The following is a 20388-nucleotide window of genomic DNA, read 5'->3' as shown; positions in this document are numbered from 1 at the left end:
AGGAGGAACGCAGCGTGGCCGGGAAGCTGAATCTGGACCCGCGGGTCGTGCGCAAGGCGCGGCGGCTCGCCGCGAAGGCGGGCCGGCCCGTCGTCGACCTGGCCCGGTCGCACACGACGGTGTCGGTGGAGCGGGCGGTGCTGCGGCTGGCCGGGGTCCGCGGCGCCGACTCTGACGGCATCCCCTGGGTGAACCGGCTCGTCGACGCGGTGCGCGCCGACGTCGGGCTCGGGCACGGCGTCGCGGTGCCGGTGTTCCACGCGATGCGGGCCACCGGCGTCGACGACATCACGGTCCTCGCGCAGAAGGCAGCCGCGGGGGCCGTGCGGTTCGCCGTACCGGAAAAGAAAGCGGAAGCAACGACGGCCCGGCGGGCCGCGAAAAGGGCGACCGGCGACGGCCTGCGGCTGGTCGATCGCCGCCGGGCCGAGCGGGACCGGCTGATCAAACGGTACGGGGATCCGCCGCAGCGCCCCTGGATCTACCTGATCGTGGCGACCGGCGACATCTACGAGGACATCCCCCAGGCCCAGGCCGCGGCGCGGGCCGGCGCCGACGTGATCGCGGTGATCCGGTCGACGGGGCAGTCGCTGCTCGACTACGTGCCCGAGGGCGCGACGCGTGAGGGCTTCGCCGGCACCTACGCGACCCAGGAGAACTTCCGGCTCATGCGGGCGGCGCTCGACGAGACGTCGAAGGAGCTCGGCCGGTACGTGCGCCTGACCAACTACGCGTCCGGGCTGTGCATGCCGGAGATGGCCGCGATGGCCGGCATGGAACGCCTCGACATGATGCTCAACGACTCGATGTACGGCATCCTGTTCCGCGACATCAACCCGATCCGCACCTTCGTCGACCAGCGCTTCAGCCGCCAGGTCCACGCCCGCGCCGGCATCATCATCAACACCGGCGAGGACAACTACCTGACGACGGCCGACGCGGTCGAGGCCGCCCACACGGTCACGGTGTCGCAGCTGCTGAACGAGTTCTTCGCCCATGAAGCGGGCCTGGCCGACTGGCAGCTGGGCCTCGGCCACGCCTTCGAGATCAACCCCGATCTGCCGGAGTCGTTCCGCCTGGAGCTGGCGCACGCGCTGCTGGCCCGCGAGCTGTTCCCCGACGCGCCGCTGAAGTGGATGCCGCCGACCAAGCACATGACCGGTGACGTTTTCCGCGGCAACCTTCTGGACGGCTTCTTCAACCTGGTCGGCGCGCTGACCGGCCAGGGCATCCTGCTCGTCGGCATGATGACCGAGGCCGTCGTGACGCCGTGGCTGTCGGACCGCGACGTGGCCCTGCAGAACGTCCGCTACGTCCTGAACGGCGCCGGCAACCTGCACGAGGATTTCGTCCCGGCCCCCGGCGGCTTCATCCAGCAGCGCGCCCACGCCGTCCTCGCGGAGGCTGTCGACCTCCTCGAGAAGATCGTCGACGACACCCTGCTGGAAGCGATCGCCGACGGCACCTTCGGCATCATGAAGCGCCCGGCCGACCGCGGTAAGGGCCTCGACGGCGTCGCGAGGCACGAGGAGGACTACTACAACCCGGTGACCGAGGCCCTGGAGACCCGTTGACGGCAGACAGGATCCCCATTTCGCGATTTACTTGCAAGGTGGGGCGAGTAAATCGCTTGGAGGCCGCCGGTGCTTCGTAGTTTTCGGGTGTCCAACCATCGATCGCTGCGCGATGAGCAGGAACTGCTGCTGATGCCGCAGTACGCGGGCGCAGGCTCGGTCGTGCCGGTCATCGCCGTCTACGGCGCCAACGCGTCCGGGAAGTCGAATCTTCTTGACGCGATGCGCTGGATGCAGACAGCCGTACACGACTCCTTCCGGGTCTGGGAGGCGGACTCCGGCGTCCCGCGCGCCCGCTTCCGGCTGGACGCCGACGAGACACGTCCGTCCGTGTACGTCGTGGACCTTCTCATCGACGATGTGCAATGGGTCTACGGCTTCTCGGTCACGAGCGAGGTTGTTCAGGAGGAATGGCTGCATACCTATCCCCACGGCCGCGAGCGGGTCGTGTTCGAACGCCGTGGCAAGGAGATCGAGCTCGGGTCCACCCTGCCGGAGCGCCGGGGACGCGCGGATCTGCTGCGTGGACTGCTGCGTGACAACGCGCTGTTGCTGAGCACCGCGTCGCAGGCCAACCAGGCCGAAGTCAAGCCGGTCTACCACTGGTTCCGCAGGAGACTCGTCCACCCTGCCAAGGTCCGCGAGATGCTGCCGCTGCTGATGTCCACGACCCATCACTCGCATCGGGAGTTCCTGGAGCTGTTGCGGGTCGCGGACCTCGGTATCAAGGCCATCGCCTTCGAGAAGACCGTTGCGGGGCGCCATTGGGTCCGGGTGCTGCACGGGCCCGACGGCGTGCCGCTCGACCTGGCGGACGAGTCCGAGGGCACACTGGCCTGGGCCGAGCTGCTGATCTACACCCTGGATGTGCTCGCTCTGGGTTCGGTGCTCGTCGTCGACGAGATCGATGCCAGCCTGCATCCGCGGCTGACGGCCCGACTCATCGAGCTGTTCCGGAACCCAGGGACCAACGCCAAGGGCGCACAACTGGTCTTCACGACGCACGACGCCACACTTTTGGGCACCAATCTCGGCGGAGAGGTGCTCCAACGCGACGAGATCTGGTTCGTGGAGAAGCAGGACGGGGCGTCTCGCCTCTTCCCGCTGTCGGACTTCCACCCTCGCAAGGGCGAGAACCGCGAGCGTCGCTATCTGGCCGGCAGCTACGGGGCGGTTCCGGTGGTCTTCGAGGACTCGCTCGTCAAATCGGTCCTGGCTGCCCGTGGGGACGGCGCCGATGGTCCGCCGTGAGCCCCCTCGCGGCCGGCGCGGGCCGATCCGGGATCCCCGGCGCACGTTCCTCATCGTGATCGGCGCCGGCAGCACCGAGCTGGCCTACCTCGAGGGCCTGCGTGATCATCGCAGGCTCGCGACCATGGAGATCGTCACCAAGCCGTCGGCGCCGGATCAGCTGGTCGCGTACGCGCGCAAACGGCGGGACCTCGCGGAATTCGACGAGGTGTGGTGCGTGACCGACGTCGACCATTACGAGAGCGAAGGCCGCAAGGTCACCGTGGCGGCGGCCGCGGCGAAACAGACCGGCATCAGCATCGCCGTCTCCAACCCGTGTTTCGAGCTCTGGCTCCTTCTGCACCACGAGGACCGCACGGCGTTCCTCTCCGACTGCGGCGCGGTGACGGGACAGCTCAGGAAGCACGTACGCAACTACGACAAAGCGCGCCTGCGGTTCAGCGACTTCGCCGGCGGCGTCGACCGGGCGATCGAGCGCGCCAGGAAGCTCGACCCCACCGGGAACGACCACACCCGCAATCCCTCGACGAGCGTCTGGCGGCTGGTCGGCGCGGTACTGGAGAACCAATGACGATCATTCGGCCCTACGGGGACACCACCGGGGACGGGATGGTGCAGCTGTCGTTCACGCTGCCGATCCCGCATGACAAGCGCGCCGAGGGCGCCGCCCTGCAACTCGCCGGGAAGATGGGGATGGACCCGGCGATGCTGGTGCACGCCAAGCAGATGGGCGACGCGTACACGTTCTTCGTCGTCTACGGCAAGGTGAACCATCTGGTCGACACCGACAAGGTGCAGGTCGTGGAGCGGGACTATCCGCTGCTGTCGGCCAAGGAGGTCAACGCGGTCATCAAGCGGAAGCTGCGCCGCCGGCTCAACGTGGTGGGGGCGTGCATCGGGACCGACGCGCACACCGTGGGCATCGACGCGATCCTCAACCTCAAGGGGATCGCCGGTGAGAAGGGCCTCGAGTACTACCGGGAGCTGTCGGTGACCAACATGGGCGCGCAGGTCTCCGTGCCCGACCTGGTGGAGACGGCCCGCGAGCAGAAGGCCGACGCCGTGCTCGTCTCGCAGGTGGTCACCCAGCGCGACGCGCACCTGCAGAACACCCGGGCCATGTCGGCGGCGTTCCGGGAGGCGCTGCCGGAGGGCAAGCGACCGCTTCTGATCGTGGGCGGGCCGCGTTTCGACGAGCTGATGGCCGGTGAGCTCGGCGTCGACCGGATCTTCGGCCGCGGCACCACGCCCCGGGAAGTCGCCTCCTTCCTCGTTCACGCCCTCGCCGGCCCGTCCAACCACCCCACCACCACCCCTGACCGGACTGAAGGCCCTCTCTGATGATCACCGTGACGCATCGCCGCTACGTGCCCTACTCGCACGCTCACTACGCCGGGAACCTGGTCGACGGCGCCTATTCGCTCGGCCTGTTCGGTGACGTCGCGACCGAGGTGTGCATCCAGCTCGACGGGGACGAGGGGCTGTTCGCCTCTTACGACGACGTCCAGTTCAAGGCGCCCGTGCAGGCCGGCGACGTCCTCGAGATCACCGCGACCGTGGTCAAGATGGGCACCCGGTCCCGGAAGATCGCGTTCGAGTCGAAGGTCGTCTGCCGGGGCACCGGGGGATCGTCGGCCGCGGTGCTCGACGAGCCGATCGTGGCCGTGACCGCAACGGGCACGGTTGTCGTGCCGCCCAAGGGATGACGGCCGCCGTCTGCGTCGACGTCGGCTCCACGTACACGAAAGCCTGCCGTGTCTCTTTGACCACGGGGGAGATGACCGGCCGGGCGGAGGTGCCGACAACGGCCGCGAGCGACGTCCTGGCCGGTCTGGATCAGGCGGTCGCGGCGGTGGGGTTTGCCAAGACCGATCATCTGTACGTCTGCAGCTCGGCGGGCGGGGGTCTGCGGCTCGCGGTGGTGGGCTACGAGGCCCTGGTGACCGCGGAGGCGGGGCACCGGGTGGGCCTGTCGGCCGGTGCCCAAGTCGTACACGTCGCGTCTGGTCTTCTGGACGGCCGGGCCGTGACCGCTCTGCGCGCGTCCCGCCCGGATGTGATCCTCCTGGTCGGCGGCACCGATGGGGGTGACTCGTCGGTGCTGCTGCACAACGCCGGGCGGCTGGCCACCTCTCGGCTGCGCGTGCCGGTCGTCGTGGCGGGCAATTCCGACTTTTCCGATGACGCCGCCTCCCTGCTGGCCGCTCGGGACATTTCGGTCACCGTGACCTCCAATGTGCTACCGAAGATCGGCGTGCTCGACCCCGGGCCGGCGCGTGCGGCGATTCGCGACGTCTTTCTGCGGCATGTGATCGGCGGCAAGCGACTCTCGAAAGGCGGCCGCTTCGCCTCGCTGGTGCGGGCCGCCACCCCCGACGCCGTGCTCGCCGGAGTGGAGTTGCTCGCCGACCTGACCGGCACCGGCGTCCTCGTGGTCGACGTGGGCGGCGCGACCACCGACGTGTACTCGGCGCTGGTGCCCGACGCGGAGCTGACGGCTGGGCCGCGGCGTGACGTCGCGGGCACGCTGTGGCGCTCCCGGACCGTCGAGGGTGACCTCGGTGTTGCAGTCGGTGCCCCCGGAACTGTGGCGGCTGCCACAGCCGAGAAATTGGCACTTCCGGAAACCGGACAGCCGCCGACGCCGGAGAGTGATCGATCTCTGGCCGCCGCGGCCGCGATCGTGGCCCTGCGGCGGCACGCCCGCGGTCACTCTCCGGGTGCGGGGCAACCACGCACGGGAGGCCGCGACCTGCGGGAGGTCCGCCTGGTGGTCGGATCCGGCGGGGTGCTGCGGCACGGCGGCGGGCAGTATGTGCTGCAAGCGGTCCTGGCCGACACCGCCGGCGGGTGGGCCTCGCCGGCCGGGGCCCGTACCGTGGTCGACGAGCGGTACGTGCTCGCCGCGGCCGGCCTGCTGGCCATCGATCACCGTGACGCCGCCGTCGCCTTGTTGAACACGCTGTAACTCGATCGGGTACGGGACATGACACGCCGAGGAACGCGACACGCCCGGGAGCGGGGGAGGCTGTTGACAGGCGGGCGGGGGCCGGACGTACCGTCTTCAGGTCCTGAGCACGGCAAGCGATCGTTGTCTACTTCGTTCCTCCTCCCACTGGCCGCAGTCCTCGCAGGGGTCGCGCGTTCAGCCAGGTCCAGTGGGCGGGGGTCGGCGGGGCGGCTGTTGACCGATTGCAGCGTCGGTGGGGCAGGGGAACGGAGCGGCGCCAGTAGACAACGGCACGACGTGGGCAGCCAGTCCTCGGCGCGTCGGTCCGAAGGCGTACGCGACGTCCTGCTGACCCACCGGCCGTGCCCGGGAGACAAGGGAGCAGAAAAGGCGTGGCCGGAACTTCGCGGCCGCGCCTTTTCCTGTTGTTCCCGTGTTCCGGGTTCCCAGCTCGGACCGGTAGCCTCTCGCGCGTGGAAATGACGCTCCAGCCGCCGGTCGCGCCCCAGGTCACGGCGCACCCCGAGCCGCCCGCGCCGGTGCCGCTGCGCCCGGCCCTGATCCTCTCGGTCGCCGCCGGGCTGGCGCTGCTGCTGGCGCTTCCGCCGTTCGATCTCTGGCCGCTCGCGCCGGTCGGCGTGGCGCTGCTGGCGGTGGCCACCCACCGGCGGCGGCTGCGGGCCGGGTTCGGGCTCGGGTTCCTGGCCGGGGTGGTGCTGTTCTTCCCGCTGCTGCGCTGGACGAGCTTCGCGGCGGGCTGGCTGCCCTGGGCGCTTCTCTCCACCGCCGAGGCGGTGTTCTTCGGCCTCACCGGCCTGGCCACGGCCTGGCTGCGGCCGCTGCTCGACCGCTACCGGGGGCTGCTGTGGCCGCTGCTGCTCGGCCTGCTGTGGGTGACCCAGGAGGCGGCGCGCGACCGGGCCCCGTTCGGCGGGTTCCCGTGGGGGCGGCTCGCGTTCAGCCAGGCCGATGCCCCGGCGCTGCGGCTGGCGGCGTACGGCGGCGCTCCCGCCGTCACGTTCGCGGTGGCCGCGGCCGGCGGCGCCCTGGTCGGGCTGTTCTTCCTGCGCCCTTCCCTCGCCTCTCTCAAGACTCTGGAATGGCGCAAACCGTGGCGTGAGCCGGTCCTCGTGCTGCTGCTGATCGCGTTCGTGTTCGTGGCGCTGCCGCGGGCCCTGCCGGTCGGCGACGCGGGCGGTCCCACCAAGGTCGTCGCGATCGTGCAGGGCAACGTGCCGCGCCTCGGCCTCGACTTCAACGCCCAGCGCCGGGCCGTGCTCGACAACCACGTCAAGGCGACCCTCGCGCTGGCCGCCGACGTCCGGGACGGCAAGCAGAAACAACCCGACCTGGTGGTCTGGCCCGAGAACTCGAGCGACATCGACCCGCTGCGCAACCAGGACGCCGCCTCCGAGATCTCGGCGGCCACCGACGAGATCGGCGCGCCCATCCTGGTCGGCGCGGTGCTGCGCACCGGCAACCCCAACAACATCAAGAACGCCGGGTTGCTGTGGGTGCCGGGCGCCGGCCCCGACCCGACCCAGCGGTACGTGAAACGCCACCCGGTCCCGTTCGCCGAGTACATGCCGCTGCGCTCGATCGCCCGGCTCGTCACCGACAAGGTCGACCTGGTCAAGAACATGCTGCCCGGCTCCAAGCCCGGCGTGCTGCACACCGGCCCGCTGACCCTGGGCGACGTGATCTGCTTCGAGGTCGCCTACGACGGCATCGTGCGCGACACCGTCACCGGCGGCGCGCAGGTCCTCGCGGTGCAGACCAACAACGCCACCTTCAACGAGGCCGAGGCGCGCCAGCAGATGGCGATGGTGCGGCTGCGGGCGGTCGAGCACGGCCGCGACTCATTGATGGTTTCCACGGTGGGCGTATCGGGCTTTGTCGACGTTTACGGCAGCGTTCACAAGGAGACAGGATTCAACACCAAGTCGGTGCAGGTGCGTGCGATGCATCTGGGGTCGTCGCGTACGCTGGCGACTCGCTTGGGCGTGCTGCCCGAGCTCGCGGCTGTCGCCTTGGCGGCAGCCGCTCTGGTCGGCGCGTTCGTGCTGCGGCGCGGCCGGCGTGACATCACCGACGAGGGTGCGGAGAAGGCGGAGGCACGGTGAGCGACGCGGAAGGCTACCCGGGAGTGGGACGGGTCCTCGTGGTCATCCCGACCTACAACGAGGCGGACAACATCCGCATGATCACCGGGCGGGTCCGGGCCGCGGTGCCCGAGGTCGACATCCTCGTCGCCGACGACAACTCTCCCGACGGCACCGGCGCGATCGCCGACGAGCTGGCCGTCGCGGACGACCACATCTTCGTGCTGCACCGGGCCGGCAAGGAGGGCCTCGGCGCGGCGTACAAGGCCGGCTTCGCCTGGGCCAAGGACAAGGGGTACGACGCGGTCGTCGAGATGGACGCGGACGGCTCGCACGCCCCCGAGGAGCTGCCGAAGCTGCTCGACGCGCTCGCCGACCACGACGCGGTGCTCGGCACCCGCTACATCGCCGGCGGCAGCGTGCACAACTGGCCGATGCACCGGCTGCTGCTCTCCCGCGGCGGCAACATCTACATCCGGATGGCGCTGGGCATGCCGTTCCGCGACGCGACCGGCGGCTACCGGGCGTACCGGATGCCGGTCCTCGACGCGATCAACGTCGAGACGGTCGCCTCCACCGGGTACTCCTTCCAGGTGGAGCTCGCCTGGCGGTCGTACCGCAACGGTTTCCGGATGACCGAGGTGCCCATCACGTTCACTGAGCGCGAACACGGCGTCAGCAAGATGAGCGGCAACATTTTCAAGGAACAGCTGCTCAGGGTCACCGTGTGGGGGGTGCGGGCGCGCCGCGACGGCGCCCTCAAGCTGCTCGGGCGCAAGCCCCGCCAGGGTTCGACCTGGCCGTGACCGGGCCGGTGCGTGTCATGCTTGACCGACTGGCGTGACACCGGAGGCTCCCATGCAGCGTCGAGGATTTGCCCTGCTGCCCCTTGCCCTGGCCGTGCTCGCGGTCGCCGAGGTGGCGGTGTTCCTGACGGTCGTGCACGCCCTGGGCGGCGGCTGGGCCCTGCTCCTGCTGGCCGTCTTCACCGTTGCCGGCATGGCGTTGCTGCGCCGCGAGGGCATCCGCGGCTGGCGCGCGTTCCAGGCCGCCGCGGTCGAGGGCCGCCCGCCCGGCCCGCAGGTGAGCAACTCCCTCGCCGGTCTCGGCGGCGCGCTGCTGCTGGCCGTGCCCGGCTTCATCACCTCGGTGGCCGGTCTGTTCCTGCTGGTGCCGCCCGGGCGGATCCTGGCCCGGCGGGGCATCGAGCGGTTCGCCGAGCGCCGCGTCGACCCGCTCGTGGCCGGCGACCTGTTCGGCCCGCGCCGGGTGAAGGTGCGCCGCGGCGAGCCTGTCACCGTGGTGGTGCCCGAGCAGACCCCGGTCGCGGCCCCGACGGCGGCGATCGAGGGTGAGGTCATCGAGGGCGAGGTCTTGCGGTAAGCCTCAGTTCCGGTGTCCGCCGGACGAATATCTCCGGACGACGAGCAGAACCACTCATCGGATTGCCGGGTAACCGGACGAGTGACCGACATCGCACCACCCGCAGAACACCCATAACCCCGTAAAGTGGACCAAGGTCCACTTCGGCGAGGGTCCGCCCTGACGGGAACGGGCCGGGTCCGGTTACGCTCGTAGCGTTAACACCGCCGTCACAACGGTGGGACCAGAGCCTTGGCGACCGTGGAATCCCGCGGCCGCCCCTTTCGTTACACCAACGAGAGCAGCACCACGAGCGAGGGGAAAGCCGATCATGGGCGAACGCATGCTGCGCGGCAGCCGTCTTGGCGCAGTCAGCTACGAGTCCGACCGCAACACCGAGCTGGCTCCCCGGCAGACCCGAGAGTACCTCTGCGTCAAGGGTCACCAGTTCGAGGTGCCGTTCGCCGTCGACGCCGAGGTGCCCACCACCTGGGAGTGCAAGTTCGACGGCAGCGTCGCCCGTCTGGTGGACGGCAGCGAGCCCGAGCAGAAGAAGGCGAAGCCGCCGCGCACCCACTGGGACATGCTCCTGGAGCGGCGGTCGATCTCGGAGCTGGAGGACATCCTCAACGAACGGCTCCAGGAGGTCCGCACCCGCCGGGGCCGCTGACCCGGGTAGTCAACCGAAGACGAAAATGGCCGTCCCGCGCCGGGACGGCCATTTCGCGTATTCAGGACAAAGCCATCATCCTAGGATGCTCTAGGCGGGGTGCGCTTCGTCACGCTCGTCGCGCAGGCGAAAACCCAAAAACGAATCAACGGCAGCTGGTCTCCAACCCCACCCCGTTCACTGGGTGGGGTGAGTAAAGCAGAGGCCTACGACATTTTTCGCCGTCGTCCACAGGGGCGCCTCAGGACGACGTGCGGGCCTGCTGGGGTGGCGCCGGGCGGGTGCCGAGGGAAGCCAGGGCCGACGCGAGGTCGCTCACCTGGGCGGAGAGCTGGGCGGCGCGGGCCTGGGCGGACTCGGCGTCGGCCAGGGCGGCGGTCAGGCGGCGTTCCAGGTCGGCCCGGTCCTGGGTGGCCCGGTCGGCGGTGCGGGTGAGGTCGTCCTGGGCGCGGCGCAGAGTGTCCCGTTCGGTGACGGCGGCTGACAGGTCCTGGCGGGCCTGGGTGAGCTCGGCGGTGGTGGTGGCGTGCTCACGGCGTACGGAATCGGTGGTTTTCTGTGCGGCCGTGAGTTGATCGCTCAGCGTCTCGGCGCGGGTTGTGGCCTGCTGCGCTTGCTGGATGCTCGTGGCCAGGTCGCGTTCCAGGGCGTCGCGTTCGCGGCGGGTCTCCTGGAGCTGGGCGTGGGCGGCGGCCAACTCGTCGCGAGCTGCCTCCCGTGCGGCCGTCAGCTCCTGGCGGGCCTCTTCCCGGGCGGCGGTCAGTTCTTGGCGGCCCTGGTCGCGGAGGTCGGCGAGCTCGTTGCGGGCGGTGTCGCGTTCGGACTCGGCGCGCTCGCGGAGGGCGGCGGCCGCGGTGGCCTCGCGGCGGGCCTCGTCGCGGTCGGCCTGGGCCTGGCCGGTGGTTTCGGCGGCGGCGGTGGCCTTGCGGTCGGATTCGTCGGCGCGGTGGCGGGCCTCGTCGCGTTCGGCCACGGCGGCGGCGGTGAGTTGCTGGGCGTTGGCGGCGGCGGTTTCGGCGCGTTCGGCGTCGCGGCGGGCTTCGTCGCGCTCGGTGTGGGCGGCGGCCACCTGGGTGGAAGTCTCGGCTCGCAGCTCGGCGAGCTGGCGTTCCACGCCGGCGGGGGAGAGCTCGGAGTGCAGGGCGTCGGTGAGGGTTTCGACGAGCTGGTCGAGGCGGTCGACGACTTCCCAGGTGCGCGCCACCTGGCCGGCGAGGCCGGGGGAGGAGCGGTGCCGCATCCGGTTGTTGCGGGAGGCGCGCTGGCATTCGCCGTCGTTGTCCCGGCAGTAGCGGAAGGGCCGGCCGGCCGAGGCGCGCTGCGGGACGGGGCGTCCACAGTGGGCGCAGGGGCGGGTCTCGGTGTCCAGGGTGTCGTTGTCGCTCATTGCCTGATCACCCTAGGCGGGCCGGCGGGGCGATCAGCGTCACCACACCGGCGGCACTTCGCGCTCCACCGCCCTGGCCGTTCCATCCTAGGATGCCTTACGCGTAGTGCGCCGTCGCACAGACGCGCTCACCCCCAAACCAAAAAGGAATCAACGACGACCCACCTTCCGGATTTGACGTCGCCGGACGGTTCGGGGCCGGAGTAGCGTTTCGGCCGAGAGCGCGTGGAGGCAGCCATGGATCCGCATCGGGTGGGTGCGACGCTGGGGCTGGCCACGGCGATGCTGCTGGTGATCGCCGCGGTGGTGGTGGTCTACCGGTTCCTGCGGCTCTGCCTGGTGGATCTCGAGCGCGCGCCGGTGGTGGCGGTGCTGCCGCGGGAGGCGTGGCGGCTGCTGATCCTGTTTCTCATTCCGCTCGGCGGCCTGTTGTATTGGCGGTTCGGCCGGCCGCGCTGACCCGGGGCTCAGTGGGTGTTGGCGGCGGTGAGGAAGTCCTTGACGACCGGGGCGAGGGCGGCGGCTTTGACGATGTGGGTCTGGCCGGGGATGGTGCGGTAGCGGGCGTCGGGGAGGGCCTCGCTGAAGGCCTTGGCGGCGTTGCGCATGTACTGGGGGCTCTTGCCGCCGTCCATGACCAGGGCGGGGGCGGTGACGGCGTGCCAGCGGGCCGGGTCGAGGGGTGCGCCGCGGCCGGTGTCGCCGAGGATGCGCAGGTCGTAGGGGAGGGTGTGGGCGACGGACTTGAGCCTCTTCCAGGGTGGGGTGAAGGCCATGATGTGGACGATCGCCGCGGGTACGCCTACGTGCTTCATGAATTTCTTGATGGCGCCGGAGCGGTCGCCTTTCGCGATGAGGTCTTCGGTGTCGGCGATGAAGGTGGCTTCGCGTGGTGCGCGGGTGTTGTCGACGATGAAGGGCGGCTCGTAGAGGGCGAGTCTGGTGATGCCGGGGAGCTTGGCGGCGGCGTCGGCGGCGAGGACGGCGCCGGAGGAGGTGCCGAGCACGGAGGCCTGGCCGCCGGCGGCGGTGAGGACGGCTTGGAGGTCGTCGATTTCGCGGTCTTCGGTCCAGGGTTCGGTGTCGCCGCTTTCGCCTCGGCCGCGGCGGTCGTAGAGGTAGACCGTGAAGGTGTCGGCGAGGGCGGTGGCGAGGCCGCGGTTGGGTCCGTTGTCGCGGTAGCACATGGCGCCGTCGACGAGGATGAGGGCGGGGCCGGCGCCGTGGGTCTCGTAGGTGATGGTGGTGCCGTCGGCTGAGGTGACGGTGGGCATGGCGGGGTCCTTTACAGGGTGTGGAGGAACGCGGTCCAGTCGGTGTCGTCGGGGGTGTAGAGGGCGTGGTCGGCGACGAGGGCGCCGTGGAAGCCGCGGATGTAGCGGTGCAGGCCGGTGGGGGTGCGCAGGCCGAGGGTGTGGGGGTTGCTGTAGTAGACGGTGGCGTCGCCGAGTTTTTCGTGGAGGGCTTTCCAGGTGGCGTCCCAGTCGGTGACGGGCGGGCCGAAGGCGGTGACCGGGGTGGCGGTCTGGCCGGGGTAGTGGCGCAGGTGTTCGACGAGGGTGGCGAAGAAGAGCTGGGTGCCGTATTGCATGGCTTCGTATTCGTCGGCCCAGTCGTCGCCGGGGAGGAAGCCGCTGGTGACGCTCTTGAGGACGGTGGCGGAGTGGTCGCGGCCCTCGATGAGGAATTCGTAGGCGCTGAATCGGCCGTCGGGTGCGCGCTCCGACTCGTACGCGAAATGCTGTGGTTGATCTTTGGTTTTGATCGTGCCGGTGGGGATCCAGTTGTCGCCGAAGGCGGTGCGGACGGTGTTGCCGTCGATGTCGGTGCGGCCGATGAACCAGGTGGTCATGCCGGGGCCGGTGGCGATGGCGTCCCAGATCTGGGCGGGGGTGGCGTCGACGGTGGCGTCGAGGTTGATCTCGTAGTCCTTGCCCATCAGTGGTCTTCCTTCGAGTCGAGCGCCGGGTGGACCGCGACGACGAGGCGGTGCTTGCGGCCGGTTTCGCTGTGGTACTTGCTGATGAGTTTGGTGACGTTGTCGGTGAGCTCGGCGGCGAAGGCGGCGCGGTCGTCGGGGGTGGCGAAGCGGATCTCGCCGTCGAGCGCGAAAGTTGCCACGCGTTGTTTCGCTTGGGTGGCGCCGGTGATGAGGGCGCCGACGTCGCGGACGAGGCGGCCGGCGAGGGCGAGGAGCCAGCGTGCGGAGAGGCGGTCGGGGGCGCGGCCGGGGTCGGGGGCGACGGCGGCCATGGCGGCGGGGGAGATGACGTAGGAGGCGGCGGTGGCTTGCATCATGCGTTCGGTGACGTTGCCTTTGCGGCGTTCCTCGACGAGGTGGATGAGGCCGTGGTGTTCGAGGGTGCGCAGGTGGTAGTTGACTTTTTGGCGGGGCAGGCCGATTTTGCCGGCGAGCATGGTGGCGCTGCCGGGCTGGGCGAGCTCGGCGAGGAGCCGGCTGCGGATGGGGTCGAGGGAGACCTCGGCGGCGGCGGGGTCCTCGATGACGGCGATGTCGTGCATGGGTCGACCCTCTCACCGAAAACAAAAGTTGTCCAGCCTTGTTTTGTGGTCGGCTGTAGGCTGCGACATGTGGATCACTTGCTGCGGCCGGGCTGGGCGGCCACGGAGCTCACTCACAGCACGGCGAACGAGGTCACGGGCGGCGTGTGGCGGGTGCGCCGCGACGAGGACACCGTGATCCTTAAGGTGGCGACACCGCGGCGGCCGGGCGCCGCCGCACACCTTTCCGCGAGCACCGACCCGGGGCACTTCAACTACTGGCGTCGAGAGATTGACGCGTACGGGTCGGGGCTGGCATCAACCGCATTTCCGCTGTTCTCGGCGCCGTCGTTGCTCGGGGTCTCGGAGTTGGCGGACGGGTCGGCGGCTTTGTGGCTGGAGGACGTCGGCGGCGCGTCGCAGGTTTCGCTGGACGCGGCGTCGCTCGGTGACATCGCCTTCCGGCTCGGGGCCGGGCACGCGAGATGGCTGGGTTCTTTGCCGGCGGATCCATGGCTGGCGCGGGATTTCCTGCGGGATTACACGCTCGCCCAGCCGGTCGTGGCGGAGGACTTCGACTGGGATCATCCGGTCGCGGTGGCGGCCTGGCCGGCGTCGCTGCGCGACGGCCTGCGCCGCGTGTGGGAGCGGCGGCACGACTTGCTGGCGGCTGCCGACGACTTTCCGCGTACGTTGTGCCACCACGATGTGTGGCCGATGAACCTGGTCGTGGCGGAGCGTGGTCCGGTGTTGCTGGACTGGGCCTTCGTGGGGCCGGGCGCGATCGGCGAGGACGCGGCGAACCTGGCCCTCGACACGTTCTGGGACGGCCTCGTCGACATCGGGTTGCTGGCGCCGGTGCTGAAGGCGGTGAGCGACGGGTACGTGCGGGGGCTGGACGGCGCGGTCGCGACGCCGGTGGTGGAGCGGGCGATCAAGACGACGGGCGCGGCGAAGTACTTCTGGATCGCGCCGCGGATGCTGATGATGCCGGCGTCGTTCTCGTACGACCGGCGTGATCTCGCCGGTGTGTTCGCCGGCCGGGCGCCGTTGCTGGAGGTCGTGGTGCGGTGGGCGGACGAGGTCCTCGGATGAGTTCGCCGCGGCCGCCACTCCCCCCAGGCGTGGCGGCCGCGGCTTCAGGCGACCGCGACGGTCTCCTTGTCGGTGGCGGGCTTGCCGGCCGGGCGGGTGGCCAGGGCGGCGAAGCCGAGGCCGAGCGCTGACCACAGCACCGCCTGGGTGCCGAGCGAGGCGATCCGGAAGTTCCACAGCAGCGTGGCGGGGAACGTGTCGGGGACCTCGTTGACCGTGGGCAGCAGGGCGTACCCGATGGTGACGACGACCAGGAAGCCGGCCACGCCGGCGAGGGCCTGGCGCCACTCGGCCGGCTGGGTGCGGGCGGCGATCACCCCGGCCCAGATCGCGACCAGGCCGAGCACGACGATCGCGAGGTAGCTGATCGTGCGCTGGTTGATCGTGGCCGGGTTGCCGACGGCCGGCGGGTTCGGCGGATATTTCAGGTAGGGCACGACGACGATGCCGAGCAGGGCCGCGCCGGCGAGGCCGAGCGCGGCGCGGGTGTCGCTGCGGGTGCGCAGGCGGCGGCGCAGCACCGTGTACGCGGTGGCGAGGATCCCGCCCATGGCGACGCCGTAGAGGCCGGTGGCCAGGAACAGCCCGCCCTTCTGGCCGTCGCGGCTGACGAGCTCCTCGTCGTGGTGGCCGTCGTCGCCGGTGGCGTGGGCGTTGGCCTCCTCGATCGCGATGGCGGCGTCGACCTTGGGTTCACCCGCCGCGTACGCGAAGATGCCGGCCAGCAGCCCGGCGATCAGGCCCGCGAGAAGGCCCCGCAGCAGCAGCGTGCCGTAGGTGGGCGCGGTCGTGCGGGCGCTCAGTGGCACGGGACGCCGAGCAGGTGCCGGCCGTCGTGCATGAGCTCGTGCAGGAACATCCCGCTGCGCGAGACGGCGCCCTGGTCGAAGGCGACCAGGTAGGTGATCAGCAGCATGAGCGACACCACGGCGACGGCCGTGACCAGCACGCGCGGGGAGACAGCGGGGTTGGCCGCTTGAGCCTGGGGCATGGGGGCAGAACCTCCTTGCGGGATGACGCGTCCCGTTCGACAGGCTGCGACGTGTGAGCGTCCTGACTCACGGGACTCGTCGTCCCGTTCACAGTGGCGCGACCGCACCGGACTCTCACCGGTTTCCCTCACGACGCCGCAGATTTGGTGCCCTCAACCTAACGGCGGCCGGTGCCCGCGCACAACCGGCGCCCCGCCGAATCTGTCGCACCCCCTCGGTACCATCCATCGCAATCGTTGTAGACGGGGGTGTGATCCGATGCTGGGGCGTCGCCTGGCGGCCGCGACGGTGGCGCTGTGCGCCGTGCTCGTGGCGCCCGCCCCCGCGCAGGCGGTGGTGTGCGAGCAGGCGCCGCCGAAGCTGCCGGTCTTCAAGGGCACCCCGCCCGAGGACGAGGTGTATGCCCCGAAGCGCCTGGCCCCCATCGCCACCGGCAAGGGCGTGCGGGTCGCGGTCGTCGACTCCGGTGTGGACGCCACCCACCCGCAGCTCAGGGACAACGTCGAGCGCGGCGCCGACTTCCTGCACGGCGACGACAACGCCGACCAGGACTGCGTCGGCCACGGCACCGAGGTCGCCAGCATCATCGCCGCCCGGCCCGCCTCGGACACCGGTTTCCAGGGCCTGGCGCCCGGCGCGACCATCGTGCCGGTCCGCATCAGCGAGCAGAAGGAGATCGACGGCAAGGCGGTCGGTGACCGCGGCACCCCGCGCCAGTTCGCGCAGGCGATCGACTGGGCCGTCGACCAGGGCGACGCCCAGGTGATCAATCTCTCGCTGGTGATGACCGCCGACAACGCCGAGGTGGCCGCCGCGGTCCAGCGTGCCCTGGACGCCGGCGTCGTGGTGGTCGCGGCGGCCGGCAACAACGGCGCCGGCCAGACGGAGGCCGACACCCCGTATCCCGCCGACTTCCCCGGCGTGATCGGGGTCGGCGCCGTCACCCTGGATGGCACCAGGGCCGACTTCTCGCAGAAGGGCGACTACGTCGACCTGGTCGCCTACGGCAAGGACGTGACCGCCGCCGCCCGCGGCTCCGGCCACTTGACCGACCAGGGCACCAGCTTCTCGACCCCGTTCGTGACGGCGACGGTCGCCTTGATGCTCGAGCGTTTCCCCGGCCTGACTCCCGCCCAGGTCCTGCAGCGCCTGAAAGCCACCGCCGACCCGCCGCCGGGCGGCACGAAGGAGTACGGCGCCGGCCTGCTCAACCCCTACCGTGCCATCACCGAGTCGCTGGGCCCCGACACCCGCAACGTGGCGGCCCCGCAGGTGATGCACCCCGACGATCCCGCGGTCGCGGCCCTGGCCGCCCGCCGTGCCCACTCCCAGCAGATGGCCTTGCTGTTCGCCGCCATCGGCGCCGGCCTGGTGGTCTTGCTGGCCGCCGCCGCCCTGATCGTCCGCCGCGGCCGGGCCCGAGGCTGGCGCCCGGCAGGCCCCGGCCACCGCTGACGGCCGCCCCGCCCTGACCGTTCGCCGAAACCGAACGCTCGGCCGGTGCCCCGCAGGCCCGGCCACCACTGCGGTCGGCCCTGCCCTGACCGTTCGATGAGGCCGAATCCGCCGGCGGCGGGTGGCCGGTGACGTGCGCGGGCGCGACCTTGATGTGTTCCGGTGCGGGGCGTGCGGCAAATCATCACGGCTGCGGGCGTCGTGCTCGCTGCGGCGCCGGCGTTGGCGACCTTGATGAGCTCTGGTGCGGGGTGCGCGGCAAGTTGTCAACGCTGCGGTGCGGTGCTCGGCGGGGCGTTGGCGACCTTGATGAGCTCTGGTGCTTGGCGCGCCGCAAGTTATCAAGGCTGCGGTTCTGGGGCGCGGCGTTGGCGACCTTGATGAACTTCGGTGCGGAGCGCGCGGCAAGACATCAAGGCTGCGGGGCGGGAGCGCCCTGGGCGCCCAAGCGGTGGCGATCGGGTGGGGCTCCGGCGCGGGTGGCAGGGCGGCGTCAGTGGGCAGGGGGCTGCGGGGTGCGCGGGTGGGCGGGGCCGTGCAGTCGAGGCGGCGATGGGGTGCGAGCGGGCAGGGCGGCGGTTGCGCGGCAGCGACGAGTGGCAGGGGCTTTGGTGCTGTGTGGGTGCGGGGAGCCATGCAGTCCCGTCGGCGGTCGGGTGCGGGCGGGCAGGGGCGGCGGTGACGGTGGGTGCGGGTGGGGTGGGTGTTGGTGGGGTTTTGGGGGAAATTGCTGATGGTGAATCTGTGAAAGGCTCGAGTTTCGGGGGGTTTGCGGGCGGGTTACGGTCCGGCCATGGCGATGAAAGCGCTTTCAAAGGCGACGATCTATCAGGTCGCTCAGGTCGCGGGAGTGTCCATCGCCACGGTGTCTCGGGCTCTGCGCGGGTCGGAGCTGGTCACTGAGCAGACGCGGGAGAGGGTTCTCGCGGCCGCGAGGGAGTTGCAGTTCACGCCTAGCCGGCTGGGGCGGTCGCTGGCTGAGGGGCGGCACGCGGCGAACGGGATCGTGTTCCCGGATCTGGTGGGGCCGTACTACGCGGAAGTGGTCCTCGGGTACGAGGCGGCGGCTGCGGGTTTCGGCAGCAGCGTGCTGATTCTGGCCACCAGCGGGCGGCCGGACGCGGAGGCCGCGGTGCGGGACATGGCGTCGCGGGTGGACGGGCTGACCGTGATGGGGCAGACGGTCAGCGACGAGGTGATCGGGAAGCTGGCGGCGACCGGGCTGCCGATGGTGCTGCTCGCGCGGGATCCGGTGCCGGGGGTGGACACCGTGCGCGCGGAGAACCGGAGGACGGCCGAGGCGCTGGTGGCGCATCTCCTGGAGCACGGGCACGAGAGGTTCGTGTTCCTGGGGGACCCGGACGGGTCGCCGGACGTGAAAGGGCGCTGGGTGGGCGTGCAGAAAGGGCTGGCCACGGCCGGCGCGGCGCCCGCGGAACTCGTACGGATAACTGGTCTTGATGTTGAGGCGGGCCGGGCCGCGGCGCGTGCGCTGGGCGATCAAGCGCAAGCGGTGATCTGCGCCAACGACGAGGTGGCGCTGGGGGTGCTGCTGGAGCGGCCGCGACAGACCGTGACGGGCTGGGACGACCTGATGGCGGCGCAGTTCGCGGGGCTGACCACGGTGCGTCAGCCGATGCGGGAACTGGGCGCCACCGCGGCCCGGTGGCTGAACCGGCGCATCACCGAGAGCAACGACACCGCCGCCGCGGCCCGGCGGCGGATTCTGCCTACCCGGCTGGTCGTCCGGACCAGCTGCGGAACCCACTCCCCGGAGGTTCACCGATGAGGCAACGATTCGTCGCCGCCGCCGCGTGTGCGGCGCTGGCGTTGAGCGTCGCGGCCGGTTGCGGTCGTGACTCGAGCGGAGGGTCCGAGACCGCCAAGGCGGTCGGCGAGGGCAAGGCCAGCGGGGAGATAACCGTCTGGGCGATGGGTACGGAGGGGGAGAAGCTCGCCGAGTTCGCGAAGGGCTTCACCGCCGAGAACCCGGACGCGAAGGTGACCGTGACGGCGGTGCCGTGGGAGTCGGCGGGTCAGAAACTGTCGGCGGCGATCGCGGCGAAGCAGACCCCGGACGTGTCGATGATCGGGACGACGATGGAGGGCGGGCTCGCGAAGACGGGCGCGCTCGACCCGACGCCGACCGACCTGTTCCAGAAGAGCACATTCTTCCCGGGCGCCTGGGACACGACGGTTGTCGACGGCACGTCATACGGGGTGCCGTGGTATGTGGAGACCCGCGGCATCTACTACCGCACCGATCTGGCCGCCAAGGCGGGTTTCCCGGACGGGCCGAAGACGTGGGACGACCTGACCGCGATGGCCAAGGCGATGCAGACGAAAGCCGGCGCGAAATGGGGCTTCAACATTCAGCCCGGCAAGACCGGCAGCTGGCAGTCGGTCCTGCCGTTCGGCTGGTCCAACGGCGCGGACATCGCGGCGGACGGGAAATACACGTTCGACACCCCGGAGATGACCGAGGCCCTCAAGTACTACCAGTCGTTCTTCACCAATGGGCTGTCGCCTAAGGACCTGCCGCAGGGGGCGCTCGAGCCCGCGTTCGTGAAGGGTCAGATCGGCGCGTTCATGTCGGGGCCGTGGCACGTCGGCATCCTGAAGGACCAGGGCGGCAAGGACTTCTCGGTGGCGCCGATGCCGACCGGGAAATCGTCGACGTCGTTCATCGGCGGCAGCAACCTCGCCGTGTTCAAGGACGCGAAGAACCGGGACTCGGCGTGGAAGTTCATCGCCTGGCTGAGCAAGCCCGACGTGCAGGTGAAGTGGTATCAGACGGTCAGCGACCTGCCGGCCGTGCAGTCCGCGTGGACCAATTCCGCATTGACCGGAGACAAGATCCTGCAGGTGTTCGGCGAGCAGCTGAAGTCCGCGAAGGCGCCGCCGGCGTATCCGACGTGGGATCAGGTCGCCGCGGTGTTCGACACCGAGGTGGAAAAGGTGTGCGTCGGCGGCGAGGACCCGGCCGCCGCGTTGAAGGCGGTGCAGCAGCAGGCCGACACGATCGGGACCGGGGTCTGACGTGGCCGT

21 protein-coding genes and 1 riboswitch are annotated in these 20388 nt (G+C 70.6%); of the genes, 15 read left to right on the top strand and 6 right to left on the bottom strand.

What is annotated here, in order from left to right:
* The first annotated feature begins 14 nt into the window (after window positions 1-14).
* The 10 genes from ACQPZX_RS24855 (at window position 15) to ACQPZX_RS24810 (ending at window position 9909) form a co-directional block, all read left to right on the top strand.
* Window positions 15-1574, top strand: coding sequence for a lysine 5,6-aminomutase subunit alpha (locus tag ACQPZX_RS24855; RefSeq protein ID WP_433385424.1), 1560 nt, complete (start codon window positions 15-17; stop codon window positions 1572-1574).
* 132 nt (window positions 1575-1706) lie between these two features.
* Window positions 1707-2825: an AAA family ATPase gene (locus ACQPZX_RS24850; RefSeq protein WP_433359386.1), complete on the top strand. Its 1119-nt coding sequence runs from the start codon at window positions 1707-1709 to the stop codon at window positions 2823-2825.
* Window positions 2812-3396, top strand: coding sequence for an RloB family protein (locus tag ACQPZX_RS24845; protein WP_433359384.1), 585 nt, complete (start codon window positions 2812-2814; stop codon window positions 3394-3396). Before ACQPZX_RS24850 ends, ACQPZX_RS24845 begins: the two co-directional genes overlap by 14 nt.
* Window positions 3393-4166 (top strand): OAM dimerization domain-containing protein, encoded by a 774-nt coding sequence (locus ACQPZX_RS24840; protein ID WP_433359382.1) that lies wholly within the window; start codon window positions 3393-3395, stop codon window positions 4164-4166. Before ACQPZX_RS24845 ends, ACQPZX_RS24840 begins: the two co-directional genes overlap by 4 nt.
* Window positions 4166-4531, top strand: coding sequence for a hotdog domain-containing protein (locus ACQPZX_RS24835; RefSeq protein ID WP_433359380.1), 366 nt, complete (start codon window positions 4166-4168; stop codon window positions 4529-4531). The genes ACQPZX_RS24840 and ACQPZX_RS24835 overlap by 1 nt, the downstream gene beginning before the upstream one ends.
* Window positions 4528-5793: a glutamate mutase L gene (locus tag ACQPZX_RS24830; protein WP_433359378.1), complete on the top strand. Its 1266-nt coding sequence runs from the start codon at window positions 4528-4530 to the stop codon at window positions 5791-5793. The genes ACQPZX_RS24835 and ACQPZX_RS24830 overlap by 4 nt, the downstream gene beginning before the upstream one ends.
* A 461-nt stretch (window positions 5794-6254) precedes the next feature.
* Window positions 6255-7898, top strand: a complete 1644-nt coding sequence (lnt, locus tag ACQPZX_RS24825) for an apolipoprotein N-acyltransferase (RefSeq protein WP_433385421.1) — start codon at window positions 6255-6257, stop codon at window positions 7896-7898.
* Complete coding sequence (locus ACQPZX_RS24820) at window positions 7895-8683, top strand: polyprenol monophosphomannose synthase (protein ID WP_433359376.1); 789 nt, start codon at window positions 7895-7897, stop codon at window positions 8681-8683. The genes lnt and ACQPZX_RS24820 overlap by 4 nt, the downstream gene beginning before the upstream one ends.
* A 52-nt stretch (window positions 8684-8735) precedes the next feature.
* Entirely contained in the window at window positions 8736-9260 is a 525-nt protein-coding gene (locus tag ACQPZX_RS24815) for an FxsA family protein (RefSeq protein WP_433359374.1), read from the top strand.
* A 310-nt stretch (window positions 9261-9570) separates the two neighbouring features.
* Window positions 9571-9909 carry an RNA polymerase-binding protein RbpA gene (locus ACQPZX_RS24810; protein WP_020517072.1) on the top strand — a complete coding sequence of 113 codons (339 nt, stop codon included), beginning with the start codon at window positions 9571-9573 and terminating at the stop codon, window positions 9907-9909.
* 241 nt (window positions 9910-10150) lie between these two features.
* Here the strand turns inward: ACQPZX_RS24810 and ACQPZX_RS24805 are convergent, their stop codons facing one another.
* Complete coding sequence (locus tag ACQPZX_RS24805) at window positions 10151-11296, bottom strand: serine/threonine protein kinase (RefSeq protein WP_433359372.1); 1146 nt, start codon at window positions 11294-11296, stop codon at window positions 10151-10153.
* Window positions 11297-11533: 237 nt separating this feature from the next.
* Here ACQPZX_RS24805 and ACQPZX_RS24800 point away from each other — a divergent pair, with 237 nt between their 5' ends.
* On the top strand, window positions 11534-11755 hold the full coding sequence (locus tag ACQPZX_RS24800) for a hypothetical protein (RefSeq protein ID WP_433359370.1): 222 nt from the start codon (window positions 11534-11536) through the stop codon (window positions 11753-11755).
* Between the two features lie 8 nt (window positions 11756-11763).
* On the opposite strand, the gene ACQPZX_RS24795 is transcribed toward ACQPZX_RS24800, so the two are convergent.
* From ACQPZX_RS24795 to ACQPZX_RS24785, 3 genes are read right to left on the bottom strand one after another with little or no spacing between them, the layout of a single operon-like run.
* Window positions 11764-12570, bottom strand: a complete 807-nt coding sequence (locus ACQPZX_RS24795) for an alpha/beta fold hydrolase (RefSeq protein WP_433359368.1) — start codon at window positions 12568-12570, stop codon at window positions 11764-11766.
* Window positions 12571-12581: 11 nt separating this feature from the next.
* Window positions 12582-13235: an SRPBCC domain-containing protein gene (locus ACQPZX_RS24790; protein ID WP_433359366.1), complete on the bottom strand. Its 654-nt coding sequence runs from the start codon at window positions 13233-13235 to the stop codon at window positions 12582-12584.
* Window positions 13235-13819 (bottom strand): winged helix-turn-helix domain-containing protein, encoded by a 585-nt coding sequence (locus ACQPZX_RS24785; protein ID WP_433359364.1) that lies wholly within the window; start codon window positions 13817-13819, stop codon window positions 13235-13237. The genes ACQPZX_RS24790 and ACQPZX_RS24785 overlap by 1 nt, the downstream gene beginning before the upstream one ends.
* A 69-nt stretch (window positions 13820-13888) precedes the next feature.
* On the opposite strand from ACQPZX_RS24785, the gene ACQPZX_RS24780 reads away from it, so the two are divergent.
* Window positions 13889-14893 (top strand): phosphotransferase, encoded by a 1005-nt coding sequence (locus ACQPZX_RS24780; RefSeq protein WP_433359362.1) that lies wholly within the window; start codon window positions 13889-13891, stop codon window positions 14891-14893.
* A 44-nt stretch (window positions 14894-14937) separates the two neighbouring features.
* Here ACQPZX_RS24780 and ACQPZX_RS24775 read toward each other — a convergent pair whose 3' ends face one another.
* Entirely contained in the window at window positions 14938-15702 is a 765-nt protein-coding gene (locus ACQPZX_RS24775; protein WP_433359360.1) for a CbtA family protein, read from the bottom strand.
* Window positions 15693-15884 carry a CbtB domain-containing protein gene (locus tag ACQPZX_RS24770; RefSeq protein WP_433359358.1) on the bottom strand — a complete coding sequence of 64 codons (192 nt, stop codon included), beginning with the start codon at window positions 15882-15884 and terminating at the stop codon, window positions 15693-15695. Before ACQPZX_RS24770 ends, ACQPZX_RS24775 begins: the two co-directional genes overlap by 10 nt.
* Before the next feature lie 7 nt (window positions 15885-15891).
* Window positions 15892-16038: riboswitch (adenosylcobalamin (AdoCbl) riboswitch) on the bottom strand.
* 105 nt (window positions 16039-16143) lie between these two features.
* Between ACQPZX_RS24770 and mycP the strand changes: the two genes are divergently transcribed.
* The 3 genes from mycP to ACQPZX_RS24755 all read left to right on the top strand — a co-directional run bounded on the left by mycP (window position 16144) and on the right by ACQPZX_RS24755 (window position 20379).
* Window positions 16144-17340, top strand: a complete 1197-nt coding sequence (mycP, locus tag ACQPZX_RS24765) for a type VII secretion-associated serine protease mycosin (protein WP_433359356.1) — start codon at window positions 16144-16146, stop codon at window positions 17338-17340.
* 793 nt (window positions 17341-18133) lie between these two features.
* The gene (locus ACQPZX_RS24760; protein WP_433359354.1) at window positions 18134-19129 is read left to right on the top strand and encodes a LacI family DNA-binding transcriptional regulator; all 996 of its coding nucleotides are present in this window, start codon (window positions 18134-18136) and stop codon (window positions 19127-19129) included.
* Complete coding sequence (locus ACQPZX_RS24755) at window positions 19126-20379, top strand: sugar ABC transporter substrate-binding protein (RefSeq protein ID WP_433359352.1); 1254 nt, start codon at window positions 19126-19128, stop codon at window positions 20377-20379. The genes ACQPZX_RS24760 and ACQPZX_RS24755 overlap by 4 nt, the downstream gene beginning before the upstream one ends.
* Window positions 20380-20388 lie beyond the last annotated feature (9 nt).

It is taken from the genome of Actinoplanes sp. CA-142083 (assembly GCF_050942195.1).
Lineage (GTDB): Bacteria > Actinomycetota > Actinomycetes > Mycobacteriales > Micromonosporaceae > Actinoplanes.
Note: the sequence above shows the minus strand (reverse complement) of the source record. Positions and strands in the feature narration are given on the sequence as shown.